Below are 20,546 nucleotides of genomic sequence, written 5' to 3' on the forward strand. Positions count from 1 at the left end.
ACCAATGCCCAGCGTGCGCGAGCATCTTATATTCAAGGCGCTGGCGGCATTGCAGGAGGTGCGCGAGGCGAGCGTTGCCCGCCCGATCGAACCCACCTGGCCGATCCGGTTCTGCCTTGCGTACCTCTATAGCCAGAGCGGCGGTGATCGCTCGCCCTATGATTACTTCTGGAGGGAGATGGGCAACGTCCACCCGGTATCGACCGACGGTGGCAGCTACATGCGCCATATGGAGCTGGGGCGTGCGCTCAGCAGCATCATGGCCCGGCTGGGGTTCCACGACACGGCGCGGACAGCGGCTTGCCTTCGGAAGGCCCATTCGGCTGGCGCGGTCGACGCATTCTGGGCCGAAGTGCAGAAGCAACTGGACGACGGTCGCCCCATGCCAACCCCTCGCTTCAAGAGGGGATAAAAATGTGTATTTATTTGCGCAGTGGGGTTGACGGCCCCACCCGTCGTGTGTAGATATATGTGCATGGAACGGGATAGCAAAAAGATCATCAAGCGCCTCACCGACGAGGGTTACGAACTCGTCTCGGTGAAGGGCTCGCACCATAAGCTCCGCAAGGGCAACGTGACGGTGATCGTTCCCCACCCCAAGCGGGATTTGCCAACCGGCACCGCCCGCAGCATCGCAAAGACAGTGGGGTGGCTCTAGGGCCACCCCGGACGGAGGATCGATATGAAGTACTTTTACGCCGTCGTGCATAAGGATGCCGACAGCGCCTATGGCGTCAACTTTCCCGATCTGCCCGGCTGTCACTCGGCGGCCGACGATCTGGACGATGTTCTGCCTAACGCGATCGAAGCGATGGACCTCTGGCTTGAGGATCAGGCCGAACCCGACGCCAGCAGCGTTGCAACGGTCCGTGAAGCCGCCGCCGCCGATCTGGCCGATGGTGCATTTCTGATCGCCGTGCCGCGCATGACGGTCAGCGGCAAGGTGACACGCGTCAATTTGTCGCTGGATATGGGGACTCTGGCGGCGATTGATGCGGCGGCGACCGCGCGCAAGCTGACCCGTAGCGCATTTCTCGCCGAGGCGGCGCGGAACGAGATCCAGGGGCGGCACTGATGCGCCTGATCATTCCCAGCCGATGATATACCCGTCGACGACGATCGGTTGAAACTCCGGCTGCTGCCAGTCGACGCGCTGGTTGCGGCGCTTGACCCATTGGTACATGGGCCAGCGATAGAGCACCGAGACGCCCCGCGCCCTCATGGCGCGGTAGAAGATCGCATCGGCGCGCCGCTTGTCGGGAAATGCCAGCTGCTGCTGACACAGCCAGTCGTGCAGGAAGGCTGGGACGAGTGCCTTCGGCTTGAGCAGCCAGAACGCCGCCGACAGGGCGAACCATGCCCCGGCCGGCGCGAAGACCCAGACCGGCGCGCCGAGCGCCCACAGGGCCACCGCAGCCGCGCCGATCGCAAGGATCGCGAAGCGCAACCAGGTCGGCCAGCTGACGCCATCGCTGCGCCAGCCGGTCGGGACCGTGTAGCGCGCGCCGTCGTCGTCTTCGAAGATCAGCGGCCCGGAGGCCCGATATTCGGTTTTGCCGTTCGGGCGCTTGCCCACGGCTGGCAGGGCGGGCGTTGCGAGGAAGCGGGCCATTACCGACCCTCCGTCACTTTGCTGGCCGCCTTCGCCTGGCGTTCGCGCTCGGCCGCGATCAGGCCGATCAGTTGCAGCCGGATCTCGCCGCCGATCGTCAACACGTCGAGCGTGCCGGCGAGGCATTGCCCGCCGTCGAGGCTACCGTCCGCTTTCCGTGGCAGATTCGGGAACTCGCGCGGCGTCGTCAGCAGATTGGCCGGCAAGTCCACGGTTGGCATTGGCGACGGCGCGGTCGAGCAGGCGGACGCCGTCAGCATCAACGCAAGGAGTGCGATAGATCGGGCGAAGGATGATGGGTGCAGCATCATGGCGGATGGTGTCACTTTCTGTGGATTGCGCGTTGCGGGCCTCGGTCACGCGCCCGTTGAGGATGTCGATCGCTTTGCGGCCCTTCTCGATCGCGGCGGTGGCTTTCATCATCACTTTGGCCTCGATCGCGAGCTGATGATCGATGCCGGTGGAGCGGCCGTAGAAGAAAGCCCCGGTGACCGAGCCGACGAAGATCGCCCCGGCGCCGAGCAGAGCCCAGGGGTTGAGGCCGAACATCATGGCTTGGCCTCCTGGGCAGTGACGGCGGTTGTCGTGGTCGTGGTGATGACAGGCTGGGCAGGTTCGTCGCCGCCGCTGACGTCGAGTCCGTCCCGGCTCAGCTTCACCGATCGCTTGTTGATCGCGAGGCCGAGCGAGATCAGGACGAGAAGGGAGCCCGCGAGCGAGAGCATCAGGGCCTTGCCGAGCAGGCCGATGCGCAGTTCGGCGGTGCTAACCGGCCATTCGCCCAGCCAGAGGATGGCCACGACCGCGGCAGCGAATCCCGTCAGCGCGATCGACCCACCCACGCTGGCCGCGAGCGCTATGAACGCGCGCAGATCTCGGGCTGGCCAAGCGGGCAGGTTCATCGAACCAGCTCGAAGTGCGGACCATCGGTCTCGCCCTTCTCCTCATATTTGCCGTCCTCATCCCAATCCTTGCCCCAGCGGACGCGGATGCCGAGACGCTTGGCCGTCGCCAGGACGTGCTTTGCCAGCGCGGTGAAGCGGGCGTGATTATTCCAATCGATCGGATAGGGGGCGAGATCGACGGCCCGGCCGCCGGTTGGGCGGGCCTTGTGGGGGCTGTTGAACGGGTCGCTCAGCCACGTCACCTTAGCGGCGCGGGGCTGGGCATAGCGGGCCGGCACGCCCTTCGCCTCGCATTGGATCGCGGTGCGGCCCTTGCCATAGTTGATCATCATCTGCTCGGGCGTCCGAACGCCCTCCAGCACCATGAAATCCAGCTCCGGCGGCGCGGTAGCGGCGGCTTCAAGCACGACCTTGCGCATGTCGGGATCGAGCCCGTCCATGCGCGATTGCGACGTTTTCCCCAATACGATGCTCATGCTGCTTCTCCGGAGGGTTTGAGAGGGGATTTGGCGGTCGCCATAATCTTGGCGCTGCGGATCGTTGCCGCCTCCGCGCGCTCGGCTTCTTCGAGTTCGATGAGGCGTTGGCGCATCTTCGCAGCGTGTTCGGCCGCCTTCTCTGGAGCCGCTTCAATCAGGTCGAGCATGCCGTAGAGGATCTGCTTCGTGCCGCGCGTCGCATGGCGCTGAAGCCCCAGCTCGGCCTCATGCGAGGCGCGCTCGAACGCCAATATCTGTTCGTAGCGGTCGCGAATGCCGTCGATGCTCTTCTCAAGCGTCCCCACTCGGTCGCTCAACCGGGTGATCTCTTCCTTTTGCGCCTGGATAACGCTCTCGAACTCGGTGACGCGCACCTTTCGCAGCGGCACCCATTGACGAACAAGCACGCCGATCAGGGCGAAGGCAGACGTCCAAGCCCCTGCCGCTGTCCACGAAAAGCCGGTTGTGACAGGAATCGGTACGACGTCGGCCATCGATGTTCTCCGGGCATAAAAAAGGCCCGCGCAACGGCGGGCGAAGTCAGCGATGGCGGGCCGGTCAGGCGGCGATCAGTTCGAAGATGCTGTACGAGCAGCTGTAATCGGCGGAGGTCGAGCTGATCTCGAACGCCGCCGCGTCTGGGTAAGTCGCGCGATCCGGATATAGATAGCTGTGAAGATTGTTTGTCTGATCGGCGGCAGCGGGCGCAGAATAGGCGCGAATCGTGCTGGGTATCGAGACGCTGTTCACCTTCACGACGGGCGCGACCACAAGCGAGTTTGGGTCGATCCGAGTGGCGATAAGCAGCCCACCATGTCCAGCGGCCTTCGCGAAGCCGGCAACCGCTTTGCTGATCCCCGCTGAACCACTCAGCCTCTGCGTGATCGACATGACATTGCGAAGGACGATGACCGAGAATGGGCGCGTTGCATCCGAAACGGCGAAGGTCTTCGCCATGTCGGTTTCCTGAAGCACTCTATAGCCAATCAGCCCCAAGCTATTGAACCCTGCGAGCATAGTCGGCCCGATCGTGACGGCCATGTCGCCTGCCAAAGCAAGGCCGGTGTTCGGGCGCCAGCTCGATCGCCCCTCGATCGCCTCGATCAATCGACCGTCATAGGCGGCGCGACCGAACATCACCATGCGATTTGCCAGCATCAGGCCACCGCCCCGCCATAGGAGCCGTATACCGTGCTGCCGACCTTCCACAGCGTGATGATGCCAGATCCGCTCGTCGGCAGCGTGGGTGCGGTACCACCAACCCAGACGACACCGATCGTCGACCATGTTACTGCATAGGCGGTGCCGTCGGCGATCATCAGCATGACGCTTTCGCCCGCTTGGAAGCTCGATGCCGTCGGCGTCCGGTTCGCACCGAGCGTCCAGGTCTGAATAGATCCATTGCTGGGATCGATATCGACCGAGGCGCCATCGACGATCGCAAAGATATCCTCCTTGATCGCGCCCGTTATGGTGGGATCGGTGAGTGTCTTGTTGGCGAGCGTCTGGCTTCCGCTCAACGTCACGTCGCCGCCGGCCGTCAGCGGTGCCCAGTTCGTCGTATCGGCCGATGGGTCGGTCGTGCCGCCGCCGGCGACCTTGCGGCGATAGCTCAGTGACGTGATTGGCGAGATCGTCACGATGTCGATGGCATAGGTCGTGCCGCTGACCCAGCGCTGGGCATTAGCCGACGAAGCAGACGTAGCCGCAGCGGACGCTGCCGTTGCTGCGTTCAACGTCACGGCGGCCGCCAGTCCGTCGAGATAGGCGGCCTGCGCGTTCATCTCCAGCACCATCCCGGGCAGCGCAGCGAGCAGCGCGTCGATCGAATCTGAGAATACCGACGGTGCGGCCGAACGGGACGGCGCGTCGGGCAAAGGCGTGATCATGGGATACGACATTAGGTCAGCCCTTCGACTTGGATGGAGCAGGCGGAGTTGGCGGAGTTTGAAAGGACGATGCTGAAGTCCTTGAAAAAGCCGTAGACCACCGTCTCGAGGCGGTTTTCATCGCCGATGAACACGGTCGGCGTGTCGCGGATCGCGGTGAGCAGCTTTTTCGCGGCGTACACCTTGCTGGTCTCGATCGTGACGTCATAGTCGGCGCGATCGTTGAAGGCGCGCGGCACGATGACGAAGCTGCCAAACTCGTCCCGATCCTTCTTCGAGTAGGATTGGATGCCAACGCTCGTGCCGAAGTTGGCCTCGCCGATCTGCTTCAGCTTGCCGAGCACTATCTCACCGACCCGGGCATCCTCGACGCCCGCGGCGATCGTGATCTCGATTTCGGCTTGCCCGTACGCGGGCAGGTCTACGAGCAACACGTCGGGGCGCAGCACGATCTCGTCGAAGAAGTAATTATAATAGTCGACGATCCCGCTATTGTCCTGCAGATCCATGCTCACGCTGTAGACTTGGCCGGCGATCGGATCGGTCATTGTGACCATCATGTCAGAGCCATAGAGCCCGAAAAACGCTATCGCGTTCACGACCGTGCCGGGCGCGATACGGTAAACGATCGTCCCGGGATTGGCCGTCTCACTGCTGATCCTGCCGTCGAAAGCCTTCCAGCGATTGGCCGGGCCAAGGTCGAGCCAGGTGGCGGGCTCGGCCGCGGCGCCGATATCTGGCTGCGCGGTGGTCGAGGGTGCTGCGATCACCTCATAGATGCGGTGGCCGAATATCTTCTGGACGCCGGTCGCATATGTGCCCGCGCTCCAAAGGGCGGCATCGGTTTCCGGCACATTGGTTTCAAGCACCACTGTAGGGTCACCCCTCGGGTCGGCGGTCACATACGCCTGCGCTCGGAAATCGAGCGATAGCGAACCATATTCGAGCAGCGGCGCTCCCGGCTCGATGGCGATGGGCTGGATGATTTTCATAGGGCCTCAGTCGAACCAGACGCGAAACGGGTTCGCGGGCTGGGGGATCGTCACGCCGTCTAGCGCGCTGACTTCGGCTTCCGTTGGCTCCCGCAATAGCCGCAGATTGGCATGATAGCCCGCGACCGTCTCGGTGACCGGCATGCCATCGCCGTCGATCTCTCCGGTCGGCCGCCATAGCGTCGAAATCCGGGTGAGCAGTATATCCGATTGGACCGGCCGGCCGTCGCCGTCGATAAGCCCGGCATCCCACAATACGGCATCCAGGGAATCTCGATCGTCCGCGCGCAGGTAGATGTCCGTGGTCATACCGAAAGCGCCTGAAGGCGGGTGTTGGAAAGCCGTTCGGGAAAATAACGGATCGACCGGATATGGCCGTTGAGCACGGTCGCGCCACCGACGCCGGCACCGATCATCATTCGATCGACCGCCGGCAGCGTCACGGCGGTGGCAGATACCGCCGCGCCGCCGTTGAGCGATGCGGCCATATCATTCGCGGCATAGGCATAGGCCAGTAGATGGCGCTCGCCAGAAATCGGATTGCCTGCGTCCAGCACGCCCTGGTTGACGTTCCCGGCCGTGACGCCCACTTGACTGAACTCGCCAGGCTGAAAGCTGAAGCGGTTGTTGTTAGACCCGTCATTGACGGAGCAGAGGAAGCGGTTTGCAGCTGACGGAGTGAAGTCGAAGACGAACGTGCCCTCGACGGGGTTGAACCAGCTGGAGAAGCTGGCGCCCGTCACGGGCGCGCTGTCGGCCGAGCGCGTTACCTGCGATCCCGCCGTCGGAATGTAGGACGTGGAAAGTGAGCCAGCCTCGATCTGCGCGCCCCACACATAGACCGTGCCGGTGCCCGCGGCGCTGTCGGGATAGAGATAATATCGGTGAGCCGTTGTCGTCGCATCTGATGTAATGGCGATCGACACGCGATACCAATTGCCCCCGGCCGGATCGAAACGCGCGCCGGTGGCGCTGCCGCTGACGCTGGACTGCGATGGAACGCCGCCGCTCCATGAAATCACTAACAACCCTTCAAAATTCGCTGCAGTTACATCGTACAGCCCGATCGTCGAATGTGCCGATGATCCTGCCTTTACGTAGATTGACAGTCGATACTGAGTTGCCGCGGTCAGGGTCACGGCCTGATAGACACTGGCATTTACATTGCTGCCCGGCGTGATCATGTCACCTGCGCTGGTGCCGTCCGGGCACGTCGTGCCGTTTGCCGTAACGGTCGTCGATGCGGCGGTCCACGTCGTGTCGAACTCCGCCGAGCGCAGGAGCAGATTGGTGCGCTGCTCCTCGATAAGCAGGCCCTTGGCCTCCAGGGTGGCCGGGTCATAGTCGAAGCGCGGATTGTTGGTGGTGACCGTCTCAATCAAGCCCGCTGCGTTGACCCGCGTGCCCGACGACCCGCGCGTGAAGGTGATGATGTCGGCGAAGGCAACATTTGGCATCAGGCGGCCCTCTCTTCTGGCATCCCGTCACCTTCCCACTTGTCCAGCGTGGTCGCGGAGCGCTGCGCATATTTGGCGATCTGATAGAGGTCGGGGCGAAGCGCCTCGGCGGTAGCGCGACCGATTTCCTCGGCCGACGGGCCGCCCCCCAGCATGCCCGCTGTCTGGCCCGCGCTGTAGATCCGGCTCGGGCCAGTATATTCCAGCTCCGGGCCTTCCTCGCCCACAACGCGCCATCCGCCGCGGTGAGCGCCGCCTGCGGCGAAGCCGGGCAACCCGCGCGCCCAGCCCATCAGGTCCGCCACCTTCGAATTGTCGTTCGCTACCCGGGCCGCAGCTTGTGCTGCCATGATCGCTGCCTGCGCGTCGGTGGTGGCCTTCTGAGCTAGCGCCGATACTTGGACGAGGGCGGCGAGCAGCTGCGCGCCGGTCTGTTTCTGCACAGCGATCAGGTCGGCGAACCCGGCGGACGTGATATCGCGGATCAGGTCGTCCCGCTCGGCCTTCGCAGCCTCATAGGCGGCAGCAGCCTCGGCGAACGTCACCTGCTTGTCGGTCAGCTCGGCGAACTGTGCCATCTGCATCCGCGCGACGTCGGCGGCGGCCTTGGCGCTCTGCATATCTGCGAGCAGCGCCTCGATCGACGCGGCCTTGGTGTCGATGGCCTGCAACGACGCGATCTGCTTCTCGATGGCCGCCGCCTGCCGCTCCATGGCGGTGCCACGCCCCTCGGCGGCGGCGGCTGCCTTATCAGCCTCGGCGCGGATCCGCCCGAGCTCGCGCATCATTGAAACCCGGTCGGTCGCCCCAGCGACGACGGACTTCGCGAGTGCATCGCCGACACCAGGCAGCGCCTCGAGCGCGGCGAGATCCTTGCCGCCCTGCGCCCGCGCCGCCAGAGCATCGAACTGGGCGCGGAGGTTGGCGCCGCTGGCCTGGCCGAAGATGCCGGCGGAAAACTCGCGCAGCTTCCCAGCGGCACTGCTCAGTGCGGCGATATCCGATCGCAACGTCGACAGCGTGTCCCCCAGCTTGGCCGCGACCGCGTCATTATAGGCGCTGATCGCAGCCGCTTCGCGCGACAGGACATTGTCATATTCCGCCATGAGGGCGGCGCCGGTTTCCCTATCGCGCGAGACAAGCATTGCGTCGGACGCGATCGGCGTCAGGGCAGTTGTGCGGCCCATCGCCCCGATAGTCTTCTCCGAATAGCCGTTGCCCCAGAGATCGACGCAGCCGACCTGGCCGGACATCCATTCGTAAGGCGACTGTTCGGCGTTGGGGCTGTCGTGAAGCAGGCGATAGAGCCAGTGGTCGGTATCTTCCCGCCGAGCGGTGGAACCATCCTTCCGAAAGATATTGATCGGCATCGATCCGACGACGCGGGAGCGCAGGCGAACGCAGGCCCAAGCGGTGGATAGGCCCAGAACGCTGGCGGGCGTGACGCTGCCGACGCGCGGATCCCCGTTCGGCCAGTACCGGCCGCTCTGCCCATCGCGCCCGGAAAGTTTCGCCCGGCCGAATCCGAGCCAGTCCATTAGGCCCCAAGCCATCAGGCGGTGGCCTTCATGGCTGCGATGAAATCATCAACGCCACCGCCTGCCGCCTCGGGGTTGCGCGACATCAGCATGACCGCATTGAAGAAGGCGATCAGCGGGTCGATCTTTGCCTTTCCGGCGATTTGCTTCGTGATGACCACGGCATTACCCCGCTGTTCGGCCTTCGCGTTGCCGGCGCACCAGTCCATCAAGGGCTGGTCGGCATGAAGGATCGTCTTGTCTTTGAGCTTTCGCTCGCTGCCGATATGGGGTAGCCGGTCGGGCGACAAGCTGGCGCGCTATCAGGAAGAGATCGAGGCCAACCCGCTCATGGCGAAGTCGCTGATCGACCAGCCTGATACGTTCGAACGATCGATTCCGGTCTTCACCTATGAAGGTGCCGACATCATCGAATGCGCATGCGAGGAGCTGGGCTGGCCCAACGTCACGCACGACGGCCGGATGATGTATGAAAACAGTTTCACGCCGGATCGCGCCCAAGCCCTCCGCTGGGCGATCAAGTCCGCTCGCTCCGGTATAGAAGCCTGGGCGACCAATGTCGCCGAACGAACGGCGGCACTGATCGAGGCGCGCACGCATCTCGCCCGTCGGCAGGGTGATCTGCGTACCCTGCTGTCGCGCGAGGCGGCATGACCGACGTCGACCTATTCGGTCAGCCGACGATGCAACGCGACGCGATCTTCGTCGGCGGGAAGTCTGACAGCAAGCCGCGCGCGGCTACGCGCCGAAATCTTCAGGGGAGTGAGGTTTGCTAAGCCAATCGAGAGACATCTGCGACATCCATCCGCTAAATGTTTCGGGATCAACCGCCGTTATGAATATGGTTGAGCCTTCAGACTGAAGCGGCCGAAGTTGAGTATACAATTGTTGGGAACTCATGGTCGTATAGACCAGATATTGATAGCCGTGGAAACGTAGCCAGTCCTTGCACCGGCCTAGTACAGCCTGAACCTTGTCGTGATCCAACTCAGGATCCCAACTGAACGAAATCAGCACATAACCGGCGCTCATCGCTTACCCTCGGTAGGGCTGACCAGCCCCGGCCGATTGTCCGCAGGCGGCAAAGTATTCTTAGCCTGTTCTTCTAACCGGCGATATTCCAGAAACTCGGCTCCTTCGAGCATAGCTTGTGCCGGGTTACGCTCAGCATAAGCTTGCGTCGATTTTACCCACCACGCGCATAGTCCGGTCGCCGCTGCGCCGGCGAGCATCAACGCGACATTGAGCGTGGCGCTCTCGCCCAAGCGGCAAACGACAACGATCCAGACCCCTACGGTTGCGATCGTCGCGTGACTCGTTTTCGCAACAACGCCCTTGCCAAGCTTCACCTCGCGGCCAGCTTGAAGAACTCTGTTGAGAGTAACGGAGGGATCTTCGTCTGACACGCACCCGGAATAACCGGCTGTTCTCCCGCCGTCCAGCCGGACTGACGCCGGGGGGCGTTTGACCCGCCCTATTTGAAGCCGCAGCCGTCCGACTAGCTTTGTCGCGGCGGCATGGATACGAAACGGGAGGCGATCGCTGGCCATTTCAGGGGGTTTCTGATGCAAGATCGGTTTCAGACACAGTTGATGCAACATCCGCTCATGATAGCGGGCATGCTGTTCGCTGCAGCTACCGGAGCGATGGGGTTCGCGTCGTTAGCACCAGATACATACGAGGTACCGGCCGCGCCGGCAGTCCGGGAAGACGTTGGCCCGGAGCTCGCGCAGCTCCGGGCTGATATGGTGCAGTTGGAGCGGAGCCTCGCGCGCGCGCCCGCTGCGCCCTCGCCCGATAATGCCGCCGTTCGGAAGGATGTCGCGCTGCTCCGAGAACGCCTCGGTTCCATCGAGGCACGTCAGCGCGCGATTGAGCGAGTGATAATTGCAAGCCCCGCAAAGTCATTAGAGTTACCAATGATGCGAAAGGACATCGCGGATCTGAGGGCATCTCGCGAGCGAGAAGCAACCTATTTCTCCCAAAGCATCGATCGTATTTACGATTTCAACAAATGGTTCTTGGGGGGCATCGTGATCAGCTTGATGCTGATGGCTCTTGATCGCTTCTTTGGTGGGCGCGGTCGCCTGGGTTGACCGGCCGCGCAAAGATTTTGATCGGCGCGCGAGTTTTTATGCCTTCTTGCGATTGTAGAGCCCCGAAAAACTCGGGCGCATTACCCGAGATTTGTTCGCTACCATCGTGTCATAAGCGCTGCGTTCGGTGTCGGAGATCGTGCCGTCGACGATCTTCCCGATAAGGTCTTCGACCTTCCGATCTCGCGAATATCCGGCCCGAAAATTGGATTGCTGCTTCACATCGCTCATATGCCAAGCGCCTCCTGAACACACCTTGAATCGAAACGGAATCGCACGCAACCAATTTCGCATGGCGCGAAATGTTCCAAGGTTGCGGGCCGGTAGCGGCTATCCCCGCTGACGGCAAGCGATTGCCAGAGCCGCCATCGCCGCAAGTGCCCTGACGACTTCGACGGGCTGGATTCCGAAAGCCTGATCCGGTGCGAAATGATCGACCTTGTCATTCGTTGCCGACACTACCCCCCACGGCGTGTCGACCCCGTCGACTTGGATTGGGACCGCGGCCATGGAGCGATAACGGATGACATCGCCAGGCTTCGAAACATTGGCAGCCGAACCGAAGACCGCGCGGAGGCCGGGCGTTTGAAGATCTGGCACGACGACCTCATCTAGGTTTGCATAGCAAGATCCTGCTATGCCGGTGCCAGCCTCCCAGGACCTCGCGTCCACGATAGAACATTCAATAGCTCGCACCTGGGCTATGCAGCGCAACATCGTCCGACCGTCGACTTCCTCGGCGCGATAGACGCAGACAGTCCATATGTCGGCTTGGGCGAAGCCCATCGCGATCGGAATGGACCGTCGGCAGGCATCGATCATGCGCTCGACCAAGGCTGCATCTGTAAGAGCCGCTACGCTGATACCGCGCTCGATCACGCCGCGAGCGAGGTCCATGACCTGATAGAGGCCGACCATCTTAGTAAATTCGCTATCGAAGCTGTCGAGGTATGACAGGCTGTCTTCCACGTCGCGAGCATGTTCGATCGCGCCGTGGGCAATCCTCAACTCCTCTGAGGCATCGTCATCGACTATCGCAGACCAAATTGCGCCAATAGCGACGATTGCCGTCGCGCCGATACCAGCAAGCTGCCAGCCGGTCGGCCCAGTCGCGGCGAACTCCGCGAATTGCGCCACCCCAGCGACGGCCGCCGCCCCGATCACCAGAACAAAGCGGACGATGCGAGAAGTCACTTTTGCACGAGTCAGGCGGCGGCCGATCGTCGCTATAAGCTGCTTGGAGTGTTGCTTCGAATCCATGCCCAAAGGCCCCTAGCCCGGGCTGCGCGATGCGTCTGCCCCCGCAACGATATACGGGCGCCGACAAGGAACGTCCAGTTTGGCACCGGACTGACACCGGAATAAGGAAATGCCGTGAGGGTCTGAAACCTAGAGAAATCCGTGGTCGGGGAGAGAGGATTCGAACCTCCGGCCCCTGCCTCCCGAAGGCAGTGCTCTACCAGGCTGAGCTACTCCCCGACGGAGATCCGGTCGTTTTCTGTGGCTCGGGAGCCGACCGGATTGAGCCAAGTCGGGGCCCTATAGGGGGGCGGCCGATTCCATGCAAGAGGGTCTGCTCGCAGATCGCCGCTCGCTTGCGCGGTTGTCTGGCGGTCGTGGAATAGGCTCTAGGCAGCGGCGGCGCGCGGCGCCTTTCGGGCGATCGTCACCGCCATCAGCGCCGCTAGAATGCCGAACGCGCCGGCGATGGTGAAGGCGAGCAGATAGCTTCCGGTCTCTGCACGGATCAGGCCCGCGCCGAAGGCTGCGATCGCGGCGCCGATCTGGTGGCCGGTCATGATCCAGCCGAAGACGATCGGCGCCTTTGCCTCGCCGAAATGCCGGTTGGCCAGCGCCATGGTCGGCGGCACCGTGGCGATCCAGTCGAGCCCATAGAAGACCGCGAACAGCAGCAGGCCGGTCGGCTGGAAATCGAGCGCCGGCAGCGCCATCAGCGAGATGCCGCGCAGTGCATAATAGATGAACAGCAGCTTGCGAGGATCATAGCGGTCGGTCAGCCAGCCAGAGGCGGTGGTGCCGACAAGGTCGAACAGGCCCATCAGCGAGAGCAGCCCCGCCGCCTGCACCGGCGAGATGCCGTTGTCGCCGCAATAGGCGATCAAATGGGTGCCGACGAGGCCGTTGGTGGTGAGACCGCAGATCAGGAACGTCCCGAACAGCATCCAGAACATCGGCGTCCGCGCCGCGGCGACCAGCGTATCGATAGCCAGCATCGCCCCGCGCGGGTGAGCGGGGGCGGGCGTGCCCGCCGCCTCGCCATAACGGACCGTGCCGATCGCGGCGGGGCTTTCCGGCATCAGCAGCCACACGACGGGTATCAGGAACAGGGTGACTATGCCGACGGTCAGCGCGACCGGGGTCCAGGCGCCGTTGCGGGTCAGCCAGGCCATGATCGGCAGGAAGACCAGCGCTCCGGTTGCGGTGCTTGCGGTGAGCAGGCCCATCATCAGGCCGCGCCGCGCCGCGAACCAGCGGTTGACGATCGTCGCGCCGAGCACGGGGGCTATCGCGCCGGTACCGATCCCCGACACCACGCCCCAGCTGAGGATATAGTGCCAGCTTTCGGTCATCCACAGGCTGGCGAGGGTCGATGTGGCCATCAGCGCCAGCGCCCATAACATCGTCCGGCGCACGCCGAAGCTCTGCATCAGCGCGGCCGCGAAGGGCCCGCTCAACCCGTAGAGGAAGATGCCGACCGCCGCCGCGAAGGAGATCGTCGCACGGTCCCAGCCGAAGGCGAGTTCGAGCGGCACGATCATCACGCTCGGCGCCGATCGTAGCGCCGCCGCAACCAGCAGCGTCACGAATGTGACCGCGATGACGATGAAGGCGTATTTCTGGCCAGAGGCGCGGCGATGAAGCATTACGGGCAGGTACCGATCGGTACGCAAGGGTGCAACCCCATATTTGTCCGCCACCCCAGCCCGTCGCTGGAGCTTCGCGTAAAGGCTTCCAGTCTTCTCTAGTCATTCCTGCGAAGGCGCGAATCCAAAAAAGTGTGGCGTACTAAGCCGAATGTGCCGTCGTCCATGGATCCCCCTTTGCGCAGGACGACGGTCGTCCAATTGAAAAGGCCCCGCCATTTCTGACGGGGCCCTCAATCAATATCGCTGTGGACGGAGCTTCAGGCCGCCTTGGCCTTCTTCGCCGCCTCGATCGCTTCGAGAACGATCTGGCGGGCTTCGTCGGCATCGCCCCACTTGCCGATCCGCACCCACTTCTTGGGTTCGAGATCCTTATAGTGGGTGAAGAAATGCTCGATCTGCTGCATCACGATCTCGGGCAGATCGTCCTTCTCGCCAACATTCGAATAATAGGGGAAGGTGCCGTCCACCGGCACGGTCAGCAGCTTCTCATCACCGCCGGCCTCGTCCTCCAGCTTCAGGACCGCGATCGGGCGGACGCGAACGACGCAGCCCGGCACGAACGGCGAGCGCGCAACGACCAGCGCGTCGAGCGCGTCGCCATCGGGCGACAGCGTGTGCGGCACGAAGCCGTAATTGCAAGGATAACGCATCGGCGTGTGCAGGATGCGATCGACGAACAACGCGCCCGACTTCTTGTCGAACTCATATTTCACCGGTTCGCCGCCGACGGGCACTTCGATGATGACGTTGAGGCTGTTGGGCGGATCGTCGCCCACGGGGATGAGGTCGATATTCATGGCCGGGCCTTTATGCTGCACCGCAAGGAATGCCAAGCCGTAAAGCGGCCGATCCGGCGGATTTCCGCGATGGAACGGATTGGTGCGCGTCAAGCTTTCCTCTCCCCGCAAAATTGCTTTAAGGGCGCGACGATGAGCAAGATCGAAACACCGCGTCCGATCCGGGGCACGCAGGACATGCTGGGCGAGCAGGCGCTGCGGTTCGGTCATGTCGTCGAGACCTTCGACCGGGTGCGCCGCCTGTACGGTTTCGGACGTGTCGAGGTGCCGGTGTTCGAGCCGACCGCGGTGTTCGCCCGCTCGTTGGGCGAGACCACCGACGTCGTGTCCAAGGAGATGTACAGCTTCGAGGATCGCGGCGGCGATTCGGTGACGCTGCGTCCCGAGTTCACCGCCGGGCTGTGCCGCGCCTATCTGACCGAGGGCTGGCAGCAGCATATCCCGCTCAAGATCGCGACCCACGGGCCGCTGTTCCGCTATGAGCGCCCGCAAAAGGGCCGCTACCGCCAGTTCCACCAGCTCGACGCCGAGGTGATCGGCTCGGCTGAACCGCAGGCCGATGTCGAGTTGCTCGCATTGGCCGACCAGCTGCTGCGCGAACTGGGGGTGTCGGACGGGGTGACGCTGACGCTCAACACGCTGGGCGACGGCGAGACGCGCGATGCCTGGCGCGCGGCGCTGGTCGCGCATTTCGAGAAGCATAGAGGCGAATTGTCCGAGGACAGCATCGAGCGCCTTGCCAAAAATCCGCTGCGCATCCTCGATTCGAAGGACCCGCGCGACCGGCCGGTCGCCGACGCCGCCCCCGAGATCGACGCCTATCTGTCGGCCGAGGCGGGCGCCTTCTTCGAGGCGGTGACGAAGGGGCTCGAAGCCGCCGGCATCGCCTGGACCCGCAACGCCCGGCTGGTGCGCGGGCTCGACTATTATCGCCACACCGCGTTCGAGTTCGTCACCGACCGGCTCGGTGCGCAGGGCACGGTGCTCGGCGGCGGCCGCTATGACGGGCTGATCGAGACGCTGGGCGGGCCGCCCACCCCGGCGGTCGGCTGGGCGGCGGGGATCGAGCGGCTGGCGATGCTGATCGACGCGCCCGATCCCGAGCGGATCGACGTCGCGGTGGTGCCGATGGGCGAAGCGGCACAGGGGGTCGCGACGAGCATCCTCGCCGATCTGCGCCGCGCAGGAATCGCCGCCGACATGGCCTATAAGGGCAATATGAAGAAGCGGATGCAGAAGGCTGATGCTTCGGGTGCGCTCTGGGCGGTGATCATCGGCGACGACGAGGTCGCGAAGGGCGAGGTCGGGCTCAAGCATCTGTCCGATCAGACACAGCGATGGGTGCGGATCGACGCGCTGGTCGAAACGCTGAGGGTCTGACGCGCATGGCAGGCATTACATCGGCGCGGATCGCGCAGATCGAGGCGCGGCGCGACGAGTTGCAGGCGCTGATGTCACGCGGCGACCTGCCGTCGGACCAGTTCGTCCAGCTGTCGAAGGATTACGCCGAGATCGAGCCGGTCGCGGTGGCGGCGGGCGAGGTGCGCCGGCTGCGCGCCGAGCTCGAGGTGCTGCGCGGCCTTGCCGACGATGAAGGCAGCGATGCCGACATGCGCCAGATGGCGGCCGAGGAACTGGACGATATCCGTGGTAAACTCCCCGATGCGGAACGCGATCTGGCGCTCAGGTTGCTGCCGCGCGACGCCGCCGACGAGCGATCGGCGATGCTCGAAATCCGCGCGGGAACGGGCGGCGACGAGGCGGCGCTGTTCGCCGGCGATCTGTTTCGCATGTATCAGCGTTATGCCGAGGACCGCGGCTGGCGGGTCGAGCTGATCTCGGCAAGCGCGGCGGACATGGGCGGCTATAAGGAAGTCGTCGCTGGCGTCACCGGCGCGGGGGTGTTCGCGCGGCTGAAGTTCGAAAGCGGGGTCCACCGCGTCCAGCGCGTCCCCGTCACCGAATCGGGCGGGCGTATCCACACATCGGCGGCAACGGTGGCGGTGCTGCCCGAGGCCGAGGAGGTCGACGTCCAGATCGACGAGGCGAAGGATCTGCGGATCGATGTCTATCGCTCGTCGGGACCTGGCGGCCAGTCGGTCAACACCACCGACAGCGCGGTGCGGATCACCCATCTGCCTACCGGCCTGGTCGTGATCCAGCAGGACGAGAAGTCGCAGCACAAGAACAAGGCCAAGGCGCTCAAGGTGCTGCGGACCCGCCTCTATGAACAGGAGCGCGAGCGGCTGGCGAGTGCGCGGGCGGGCGCGCGCAAGTCGATGGTCGGATCTGGCGATCGCTCAGAGCGGATCCGCACCTATAATTTCCCGCAAGGGCGCGTTACCGATCACCGCATCAATCTGACCTTGCACCGCCTGTCCGAGATCCTCGAAGGGCCCGGTCTCGAGGAACTGATCGGCGCGTTGATTGCGGAAGACGAGGCCGAGCGCCTCGCGCAGCTGGATGGCTGAGAAGGTTCGCGCCGCGCTGGCGCGGGCTGCCGCCTCATTGTCGGCGACGAGCGACACTGCCCGGCTGGATGCCGAGCTGCTGATGGCCCACGCGCTTGGGGTCGATCGCGGCGTCATGCTGCTCGGCTGGCAGGATATGACGGCGCCCGGGGACTTCGACGCGCTGGTCGCGCGCCGCGGCGCCCATGAACCTGTCGCCTATATAATAGGTCATCGCGACTTCTGGACGATCAGCCTCGATGTCGGGCCCGGGGTGCTGATCCCGCGCCCCGACAGCGAGACGCTGATCGAGGCGGCGGTCAGGCATTTCGGGAAGGCCGGCCCGGCGCGGATACTCGATCTCGGCACCGGCTCGGGCGCGCTGCTGCTGGCGGCGCTCGCCGAATGGCCGAAGGCGACCGGCCTTGGCGTCGACCGGTCGCCGGCGGCGGTGCATGTCGCGCTCGCCAATGCCGCTCGGCTCGGACTGCTCGGTCGCGCTGCGATCCGCCAGGGGGACTGGGGCGAGGGGATCGGCGAGCGTTTCGATCTGCTGCTGTGCAACCCACCCTATATCGAAGGGCATGCCGATCTGCCGCCCGATGTGGCCCGTTTCGAACCGGCCTCGGCGTTGTTCGCGGGCCCCGACGGACTGGACGATTACCGCCGGTTGGCGCCGCAGATCGCCCGGCTGCTCGCGCCCGGCGGGCTTGCCGCGATCGAGATCGGGGCGGACCAGGCGATGGCGGTGCTCGCGCTGTTCGCCGATACTGGCCTCGCCGGGACGGTGGCGCGCGATCTGGCCGGACGCGACCGGGCGATAATCATCGCCGCCTGATCCTTTTGTCGCACGAGCACATATTGTGCTTGGAAATTGCGGAGCGACATCCTACATCGTGACTATGGAACGGGCCTGGGATGCGTATGCGCACCCGCCCGATGCTACGACCTCCAATGGCAGGGGCGCCACTTTCTGGGCGACCATGACGTGTGGCGGATGCGGGCCATTTAGGTCCCGCACCTGTGGCGGCGTGCATCTTACTTATTGGGGCGATTCGGCCCCTGAGGGCTCCGGGGTGGTCCCGGTGTAGGGAGTGGTGAACCGATACCACCAGTGACGAGGACATCGGAAAGTTGATCAATAATCGGCAAAACGGCCGCCGTCGCGGTCGTGGCGGTGGTCAGGGTGCGCCCCGGCCCAATGGCTCGAATGGTGGCCAGGATCGTGGCAACCGCATCGACAATCGTGCGCGCGGCAACGCCGCCCAGCTCCATGAGAAATACAAGGCGCTGGCGCGGGACGCGCAGATGCAGGGCGATCGCGTCAACACCGAATATTATCTCCAGTTCGCGGATCATTATTTCCGGGTGCTGGCGGAGAGCCGTTCGCGTTTCGAGGATCAGCAGCCGCGTCCGCGCCGCGACGATTATCAGAACCAGTCCGACGACGATTATGGCGATGAGGGCGATCGCGCCGGCCATGACGAGCAACGCCAGTCGCCCGAGCCTATCTTCGCGATGCGCGAGACCAGCGCCCAGCGCGATTTCGGCGATGGCGACGCGCCCGACGGCAATCGCGCCGAACGACCGGAGCGCGCCGAGCGTTCGGAGCGGCCCTATCGTGCCGAACGTAACGAGCGGCCGGAGCGTGCCGAACGATCAGAGCGTGTCGAGCGTCCAGAGCGTGCCGAGCGGTCGGATCGCGTTGCGCGGCCGGACCGTGCCGAACGATCGGAGCGCGTCGAGCATCAGGAGCGCCCGGAGCGTCCCGAACCCGTGGAGCAAGAGGATCGCCGTCCGCGCCGTGGCCGCCCGCCGCGCAGCGAGCAGCGCCATGACGCCCCTGCCGCCGAGCAGGGCGTCGAGGCCCGCGCTGCGGAAAGCCGCCCCGTCGAAGTCGCCGCACCCGCCGAGGAGGCTCCTCAGCCGCGTCGCCGTGGCCGCCCGCCCAAGGCGCAGCCCACCGAGCAGATCGAGGTTGATCGCCTGCCGCCGTCCTTCTCGCTGAAGCCGACGCCGAAGGATGGCGATGCCGAGAAGCCGCGCACCCGCGCGCGCAAGCCACGTGGCGAGCCCGCGGCGATCTGATCCGGTCAGAATATATTTAGGGAAGGGCGGCTCTTGGGCCGCCCTTTTCATTTGGGAGGAGTGTCCTCGTCGATCTGGCCGACATCCTCGTCATGGCCGCTGCCCGAGCTGAGGAAGATCAGCCCCATCAGCGCGCCCGCGAGCAGCACGGAGAAGGCCACACCCGCGCTGGTGGCGATCACCACGGCGACAGTGAGCGGCGATCCTTCCAGCCTGAGCCACAGCAGTGCGGCCGCGACCGCCAGTATCGCCGTGGCGATCACCCAGCGCATGATCCAGCGATAACGCGCCCAGGCATGGGCCGCCGAAACGGGATCGGAAAGGCGATTGCGTCGTTTTGTCATGGCTTCCCTTTGCGACGGGAAAGTGGGAGTATCAACCCGTGGAGACCCCGTCATTTCCCGCCATCGGCGTGGAAGAAGAAACAGGCTCCCCGATGCAGCCCGGCGGTCCAGCAGCCGGGATAATGGGGGAAGGAGGCCGAATATGACGATCGCGGCAATACTTCATAGACGTGGCGACAACAGCGTCATCAGCGTGGCGCCCGACATGCCCGTGAACGACGTGCTTGCGCTGCTCGCCGACAAGCGGATCGGTGCAGTGCCGGTGATCGAGGGCGAGCGATTGGTTGGTATCATGTCGGAACGCGACATGATCTACGGCATCCGCCGCGACGGACCGGCGTTTCTCGAACGGCCGGTGCACGAGGCGATGACCAGGGCGGTCATCACGGTGGATAGCGCCACCTCCCCACTCGAGGCGCTGGCGATGATGACCCAGCGGCGCATCCGCCATCTGCCGGTGGTCGATGGCGGGGTGCTGGTCGGCTTCGTGTCGATCGGCGATCTCGTCAAGGTCCGGATCGAGCGGATCGAGAGCGAAGCCGCGGCGATGCGCGAATATATCCAGACCGCCTGACGAAAAAACAGGCGGTTACAACGGGTTGATTGTGGACGCGCCTGTGCCTGCCTGATTCGGGCGAGAGCTTGATTCGCGTCTGGCCGCCCCCATATCGGTGATGCCGGCGGGACGAAGAGCCCGGAAAATCGGGCTCAAATCGCGCCGTATTTTTTTTGTAATTTTGTTGTTGACCGGTAGGGGCCTCGCCCATAGAAGCCCCTCCACCGACGGCGGCGACGCGGTTTAGACCGAGCCTCCACCGTTACTTTCCGGATCGTTAGATCGATCACCCGAAGAGTTCATTCTTGGGGCAAGGAAGGTTTTCGGGTCTTTCTCATTGTTGGAATGATGAAGGGACATGTGGGCGGCGGCTCCGGTTTCTGGCGGCTTCAAGGCGTCGGAGGATCGGTTAAAGCTAAGTCGTTCCATGTCCTAATATGCAAAACACTTTGTGT

29 protein-coding genes and 1 tRNA gene are annotated in these 20,546 nt (G+C 64.0%); 10 read left to right on the forward strand and 20 right to left on the reverse strand.

Translation table 11 applies throughout. The annotated features are described in order from the left end of the window. Positions 1 to 4 precede the first annotated feature (4 nt). The 3 genes from WP12_RS19310 to WP12_RS19320 all read left to right on the forward strand — a co-directional run bounded on the left by WP12_RS19310 (position 5) and on the right by WP12_RS19320 (position 1,075). A complete protein-coding gene (locus tag WP12_RS19310) occupies positions 5 to 412 on the forward strand; it encodes a hypothetical protein (RefSeq protein WP_046195319.1) in 408 nt (135 codons plus the stop codon). 63 nt (positions 413 to 475) lie between these two features. Continuing rightward, on the forward strand, positions 476 to 658 hold the full coding sequence (locus WP12_RS19315; RefSeq protein WP_084691246.1) for a type II toxin-antitoxin system HicA family toxin: 183 nt from the start codon (positions 476 to 478) through the stop codon (positions 656 to 658). 24 nt (positions 659 to 682) lie between these two features. After that, a complete protein-coding gene (locus tag WP12_RS19320) occupies positions 683 to 1,075 on the forward strand; it encodes a type II toxin-antitoxin system HicB family antitoxin (RefSeq protein ID WP_046195320.1) in 393 nt (130 codons plus the stop codon). 9 nt (positions 1,076 to 1,084) lie between these two features. On the opposite strand, the gene WP12_RS19325 is transcribed toward WP12_RS19320, so the two are convergent. The 12 genes from WP12_RS19325 to WP12_RS19380 all read right to left on the reverse strand — a co-directional run bounded on the left by WP12_RS19325 (position 1,085) and on the right by WP12_RS19380 (position 9,081). Further along, complete coding sequence (locus WP12_RS19325; protein ID WP_160299254.1) at positions 1,085 to 1,612, reverse strand: DUF1353 domain-containing protein; 528 nt, start codon at positions 1,610 to 1,612, stop codon at positions 1,085 to 1,087. A 141-nt stretch (positions 1,613 to 1,753) separates the two neighbouring features. Beyond that, the gene (locus WP12_RS19330; protein WP_046195322.1) at positions 1,754 to 2,164 is read right to left on the reverse strand and encodes a hypothetical protein; all 411 of its coding nucleotides are present in this window, start codon (positions 2,162 to 2,164) and stop codon (positions 1,754 to 1,756) included. Then, positions 2,161 to 2,514, reverse strand: coding sequence for a hypothetical protein (locus WP12_RS19335; protein WP_046195323.1), 354 nt, complete (start codon positions 2,512 to 2,514; stop codon positions 2,161 to 2,163). Before WP12_RS19335 ends, WP12_RS19330 begins: the two co-directional genes overlap by 4 nt. After that, positions 2,511 to 2,993 (reverse strand): M15 family metallopeptidase, encoded by a 483-nt coding sequence (locus tag WP12_RS19340; RefSeq protein WP_046195324.1) that lies wholly within the window; start codon positions 2,991 to 2,993, stop codon positions 2,511 to 2,513. The genes WP12_RS19335 and WP12_RS19340 overlap by 4 nt, the downstream gene beginning before the upstream one ends. Then, positions 2,990 to 3,490, reverse strand: a complete 501-nt coding sequence (locus tag WP12_RS19345) for a hypothetical protein (RefSeq protein ID WP_046195325.1) — start codon at positions 3,488 to 3,490, stop codon at positions 2,990 to 2,992. The genes WP12_RS19340 and WP12_RS19345 overlap by 4 nt, the downstream gene beginning before the upstream one ends. A 64-nt stretch (positions 3,491 to 3,554) precedes the next feature. Next, positions 3,555 to 4,154 (reverse strand): hypothetical protein, encoded by a 600-nt coding sequence (locus tag WP12_RS19350; protein WP_046195326.1) that lies wholly within the window; start codon positions 4,152 to 4,154, stop codon positions 3,555 to 3,557. Beyond that, on the reverse strand, positions 4,154 to 4,897 hold the full coding sequence (locus tag WP12_RS19355) for a hypothetical protein (protein ID WP_046195327.1): 744 nt from the start codon (positions 4,895 to 4,897) through the stop codon (positions 4,154 to 4,156). The genes WP12_RS19350 and WP12_RS19355 overlap by 1 nt, the downstream gene beginning before the upstream one ends. Next, complete coding sequence (locus WP12_RS19360; protein WP_046195328.1) at positions 4,897 to 5,877, reverse strand: hypothetical protein; 981 nt, start codon at positions 5,875 to 5,877, stop codon at positions 4,897 to 4,899. Before WP12_RS19360 ends, WP12_RS19355 begins: the two co-directional genes overlap by 1 nt. A gap of 6 nt (positions 5,878 to 5,883) precedes the next feature. Then, on the reverse strand, positions 5,884 to 6,186 hold the full coding sequence (locus tag WP12_RS19365; RefSeq protein WP_046195329.1) for a hypothetical protein: 303 nt from the start codon (positions 6,184 to 6,186) through the stop codon (positions 5,884 to 5,886). Further along, complete coding sequence (locus tag WP12_RS19370; RefSeq protein WP_046195330.1) at positions 6,183 to 7,334, reverse strand: phage head spike fiber domain-containing protein; 1,152 nt, start codon at positions 7,332 to 7,334, stop codon at positions 6,183 to 6,185. Before WP12_RS19370 ends, WP12_RS19365 begins: the two co-directional genes overlap by 4 nt. After that, a complete protein-coding gene (locus tag WP12_RS23600; RefSeq protein WP_084691248.1) occupies positions 7,334 to 8,887 on the reverse strand; it encodes a phage portal protein in 1,554 nt (517 codons plus the stop codon). Before WP12_RS23600 ends, WP12_RS19370 begins: the two co-directional genes overlap by 1 nt. Continuing rightward, positions 8,887 to 9,081 carry a hypothetical protein gene (locus WP12_RS19380; RefSeq protein ID WP_046195331.1) on the reverse strand — a complete coding sequence of 65 codons (195 nt, stop codon included), beginning with the start codon at positions 9,079 to 9,081 and terminating at the stop codon, positions 8,887 to 8,889. The genes WP12_RS23600 and WP12_RS19380 overlap by 1 nt, the downstream gene beginning before the upstream one ends. Positions 9,082 to 9,115: 34 nt before the next feature. Here WP12_RS19380 and WP12_RS19385 point away from each other — a divergent pair, with 34 nt between their 5' ends. Continuing rightward, positions 9,116 to 9,526, forward strand: coding sequence for a hypothetical protein (locus tag WP12_RS19385; RefSeq protein ID WP_052730507.1), 411 nt, complete (start codon positions 9,116 to 9,118; stop codon positions 9,524 to 9,526). Positions 9,527 to 9,610: 84 nt separating this feature from the next. Here the strand turns inward: WP12_RS19385 and WP12_RS25035 are convergent, their stop codons facing one another. Next, positions 9,611 to 9,904, reverse strand: coding sequence for a hypothetical protein (locus WP12_RS25035; RefSeq protein ID WP_152664084.1), 294 nt, complete (start codon positions 9,902 to 9,904; stop codon positions 9,611 to 9,613). Further along, on the reverse strand, positions 9,901 to 10,221 hold the full coding sequence (locus WP12_RS25040) for a hypothetical protein (protein ID WP_152664085.1): 321 nt from the start codon (positions 10,219 to 10,221) through the stop codon (positions 9,901 to 9,903). The genes WP12_RS25035 and WP12_RS25040 overlap by 4 nt, the downstream gene beginning before the upstream one ends. A 216-nt stretch (positions 10,222 to 10,437) precedes the next feature. Between WP12_RS25040 and WP12_RS19390 the strand changes: the two genes are divergently transcribed. Beyond that, on the forward strand, positions 10,438 to 10,968 hold the full coding sequence (locus tag WP12_RS19390; RefSeq protein WP_152664086.1) for a hypothetical protein: 531 nt from the start codon (positions 10,438 to 10,440) through the stop codon (positions 10,966 to 10,968). 36 nt (positions 10,969 to 11,004) lie between these two features. On the opposite strand, the gene WP12_RS19395 is transcribed toward WP12_RS19390, so the two are convergent. The 5 genes from WP12_RS19395 to ppa all read right to left on the reverse strand — a co-directional run bounded on the left by WP12_RS19395 (position 11,005) and on the right by ppa (position 14,653). After that, positions 11,005 to 11,199 (reverse strand): hypothetical protein, encoded by a 195-nt coding sequence (locus WP12_RS19395; RefSeq protein WP_046195333.1) that lies wholly within the window; start codon positions 11,197 to 11,199, stop codon positions 11,005 to 11,007. Between the two features lie 99 nt (positions 11,200 to 11,298). Continuing rightward, on the reverse strand, positions 11,299 to 12,228 hold the full coding sequence (locus WP12_RS19400; RefSeq protein ID WP_046195334.1) for a GAF domain-containing protein: 930 nt from the start codon (positions 12,226 to 12,228) through the stop codon (positions 11,299 to 11,301). 142 nt (positions 12,229 to 12,370) lie between these two features. Next, positions 12,371 to 12,447 (reverse strand) — tRNA-Pro (locus WP12_RS19405). A 149-nt stretch (positions 12,448 to 12,596) separates the two neighbouring features. Next, positions 12,597 to 13,853, reverse strand: coding sequence for an MFS transporter (locus tag WP12_RS19410; RefSeq protein ID WP_046195335.1), 1,257 nt, complete (start codon positions 13,851 to 13,853; stop codon positions 12,597 to 12,599). 260 nt (positions 13,854 to 14,113) lie between these two features. Next, positions 14,114 to 14,653, reverse strand: a complete 540-nt coding sequence (gene ppa, locus WP12_RS19415) for an inorganic diphosphatase (RefSeq protein WP_046195347.1) — start codon at positions 14,651 to 14,653, stop codon at positions 14,114 to 14,116. A 132-nt stretch (positions 14,654 to 14,785) separates the two neighbouring features. On the opposite strand from ppa, the gene hisS reads away from it, so the two are divergent. The 4 genes from hisS (at position 14,786) to WP12_RS19435 (ending at position 19,191) form a co-directional block, all read left to right on the forward strand. Further along, positions 14,786 to 16,033: a histidine--tRNA ligase gene (gene hisS / locus WP12_RS19420; protein WP_046195336.1), complete on the forward strand. Its 1,248-nt coding sequence runs from the start codon at positions 14,786 to 14,788 to the stop codon at positions 16,031 to 16,033. A 5-nt stretch (positions 16,034 to 16,038) separates the two neighbouring features. Next, complete coding sequence (gene prfA / locus WP12_RS19425; protein WP_046195337.1) at positions 16,039 to 17,124, forward strand: peptide chain release factor 1; 1,086 nt, start codon at positions 16,039 to 16,041, stop codon at positions 17,122 to 17,124. Then, positions 17,117 to 17,941 carry a peptide chain release factor N(5)-glutamine methyltransferase gene (gene prmC, locus WP12_RS19430; protein WP_046195338.1) on the forward strand — a complete coding sequence of 275 codons (825 nt, stop codon included), beginning with the start codon at positions 17,117 to 17,119 and terminating at the stop codon, positions 17,939 to 17,941. The genes prfA and prmC overlap by 8 nt, the downstream gene beginning before the upstream one ends. Before the next feature lie 296 nt (positions 17,942 to 18,237). Further along, on the forward strand, positions 18,238 to 19,191 hold the full coding sequence (locus WP12_RS19435; RefSeq protein WP_046195339.1) for a DUF4167 domain-containing protein: 954 nt from the start codon (positions 18,238 to 18,240) through the stop codon (positions 19,189 to 19,191). 47 nt (positions 19,192 to 19,238) lie between these two features. Here the strand turns inward: WP12_RS19435 and WP12_RS19440 are convergent, their stop codons facing one another. Beyond that, positions 19,239 to 19,535: a hypothetical protein gene (locus tag WP12_RS19440; RefSeq protein WP_046195340.1), complete on the reverse strand. Its 297-nt coding sequence runs from the start codon at positions 19,533 to 19,535 to the stop codon at positions 19,239 to 19,241. Positions 19,536 to 19,677: 142 nt separating this feature from the next. Here WP12_RS19440 and WP12_RS19445 point away from each other — a divergent pair, with 142 nt between their 5' ends. Beyond that, positions 19,678 to 20,109 carry a CBS domain-containing protein gene (locus WP12_RS19445; protein WP_046195341.1) on the forward strand — a complete coding sequence of 144 codons (432 nt, stop codon included), beginning with the start codon at positions 19,678 to 19,680 and terminating at the stop codon, positions 20,107 to 20,109. The last annotated feature ends 437 nt before the right edge of the window (positions 20,110 to 20,546 follow it).

This window comes from Sphingomonas sp. SRS2 (assembly GCF_000971055.1).
Classification (GTDB): Bacteria; Pseudomonadota; Alphaproteobacteria; order Sphingomonadales; family Sphingomonadaceae; genus Rhizorhabdus.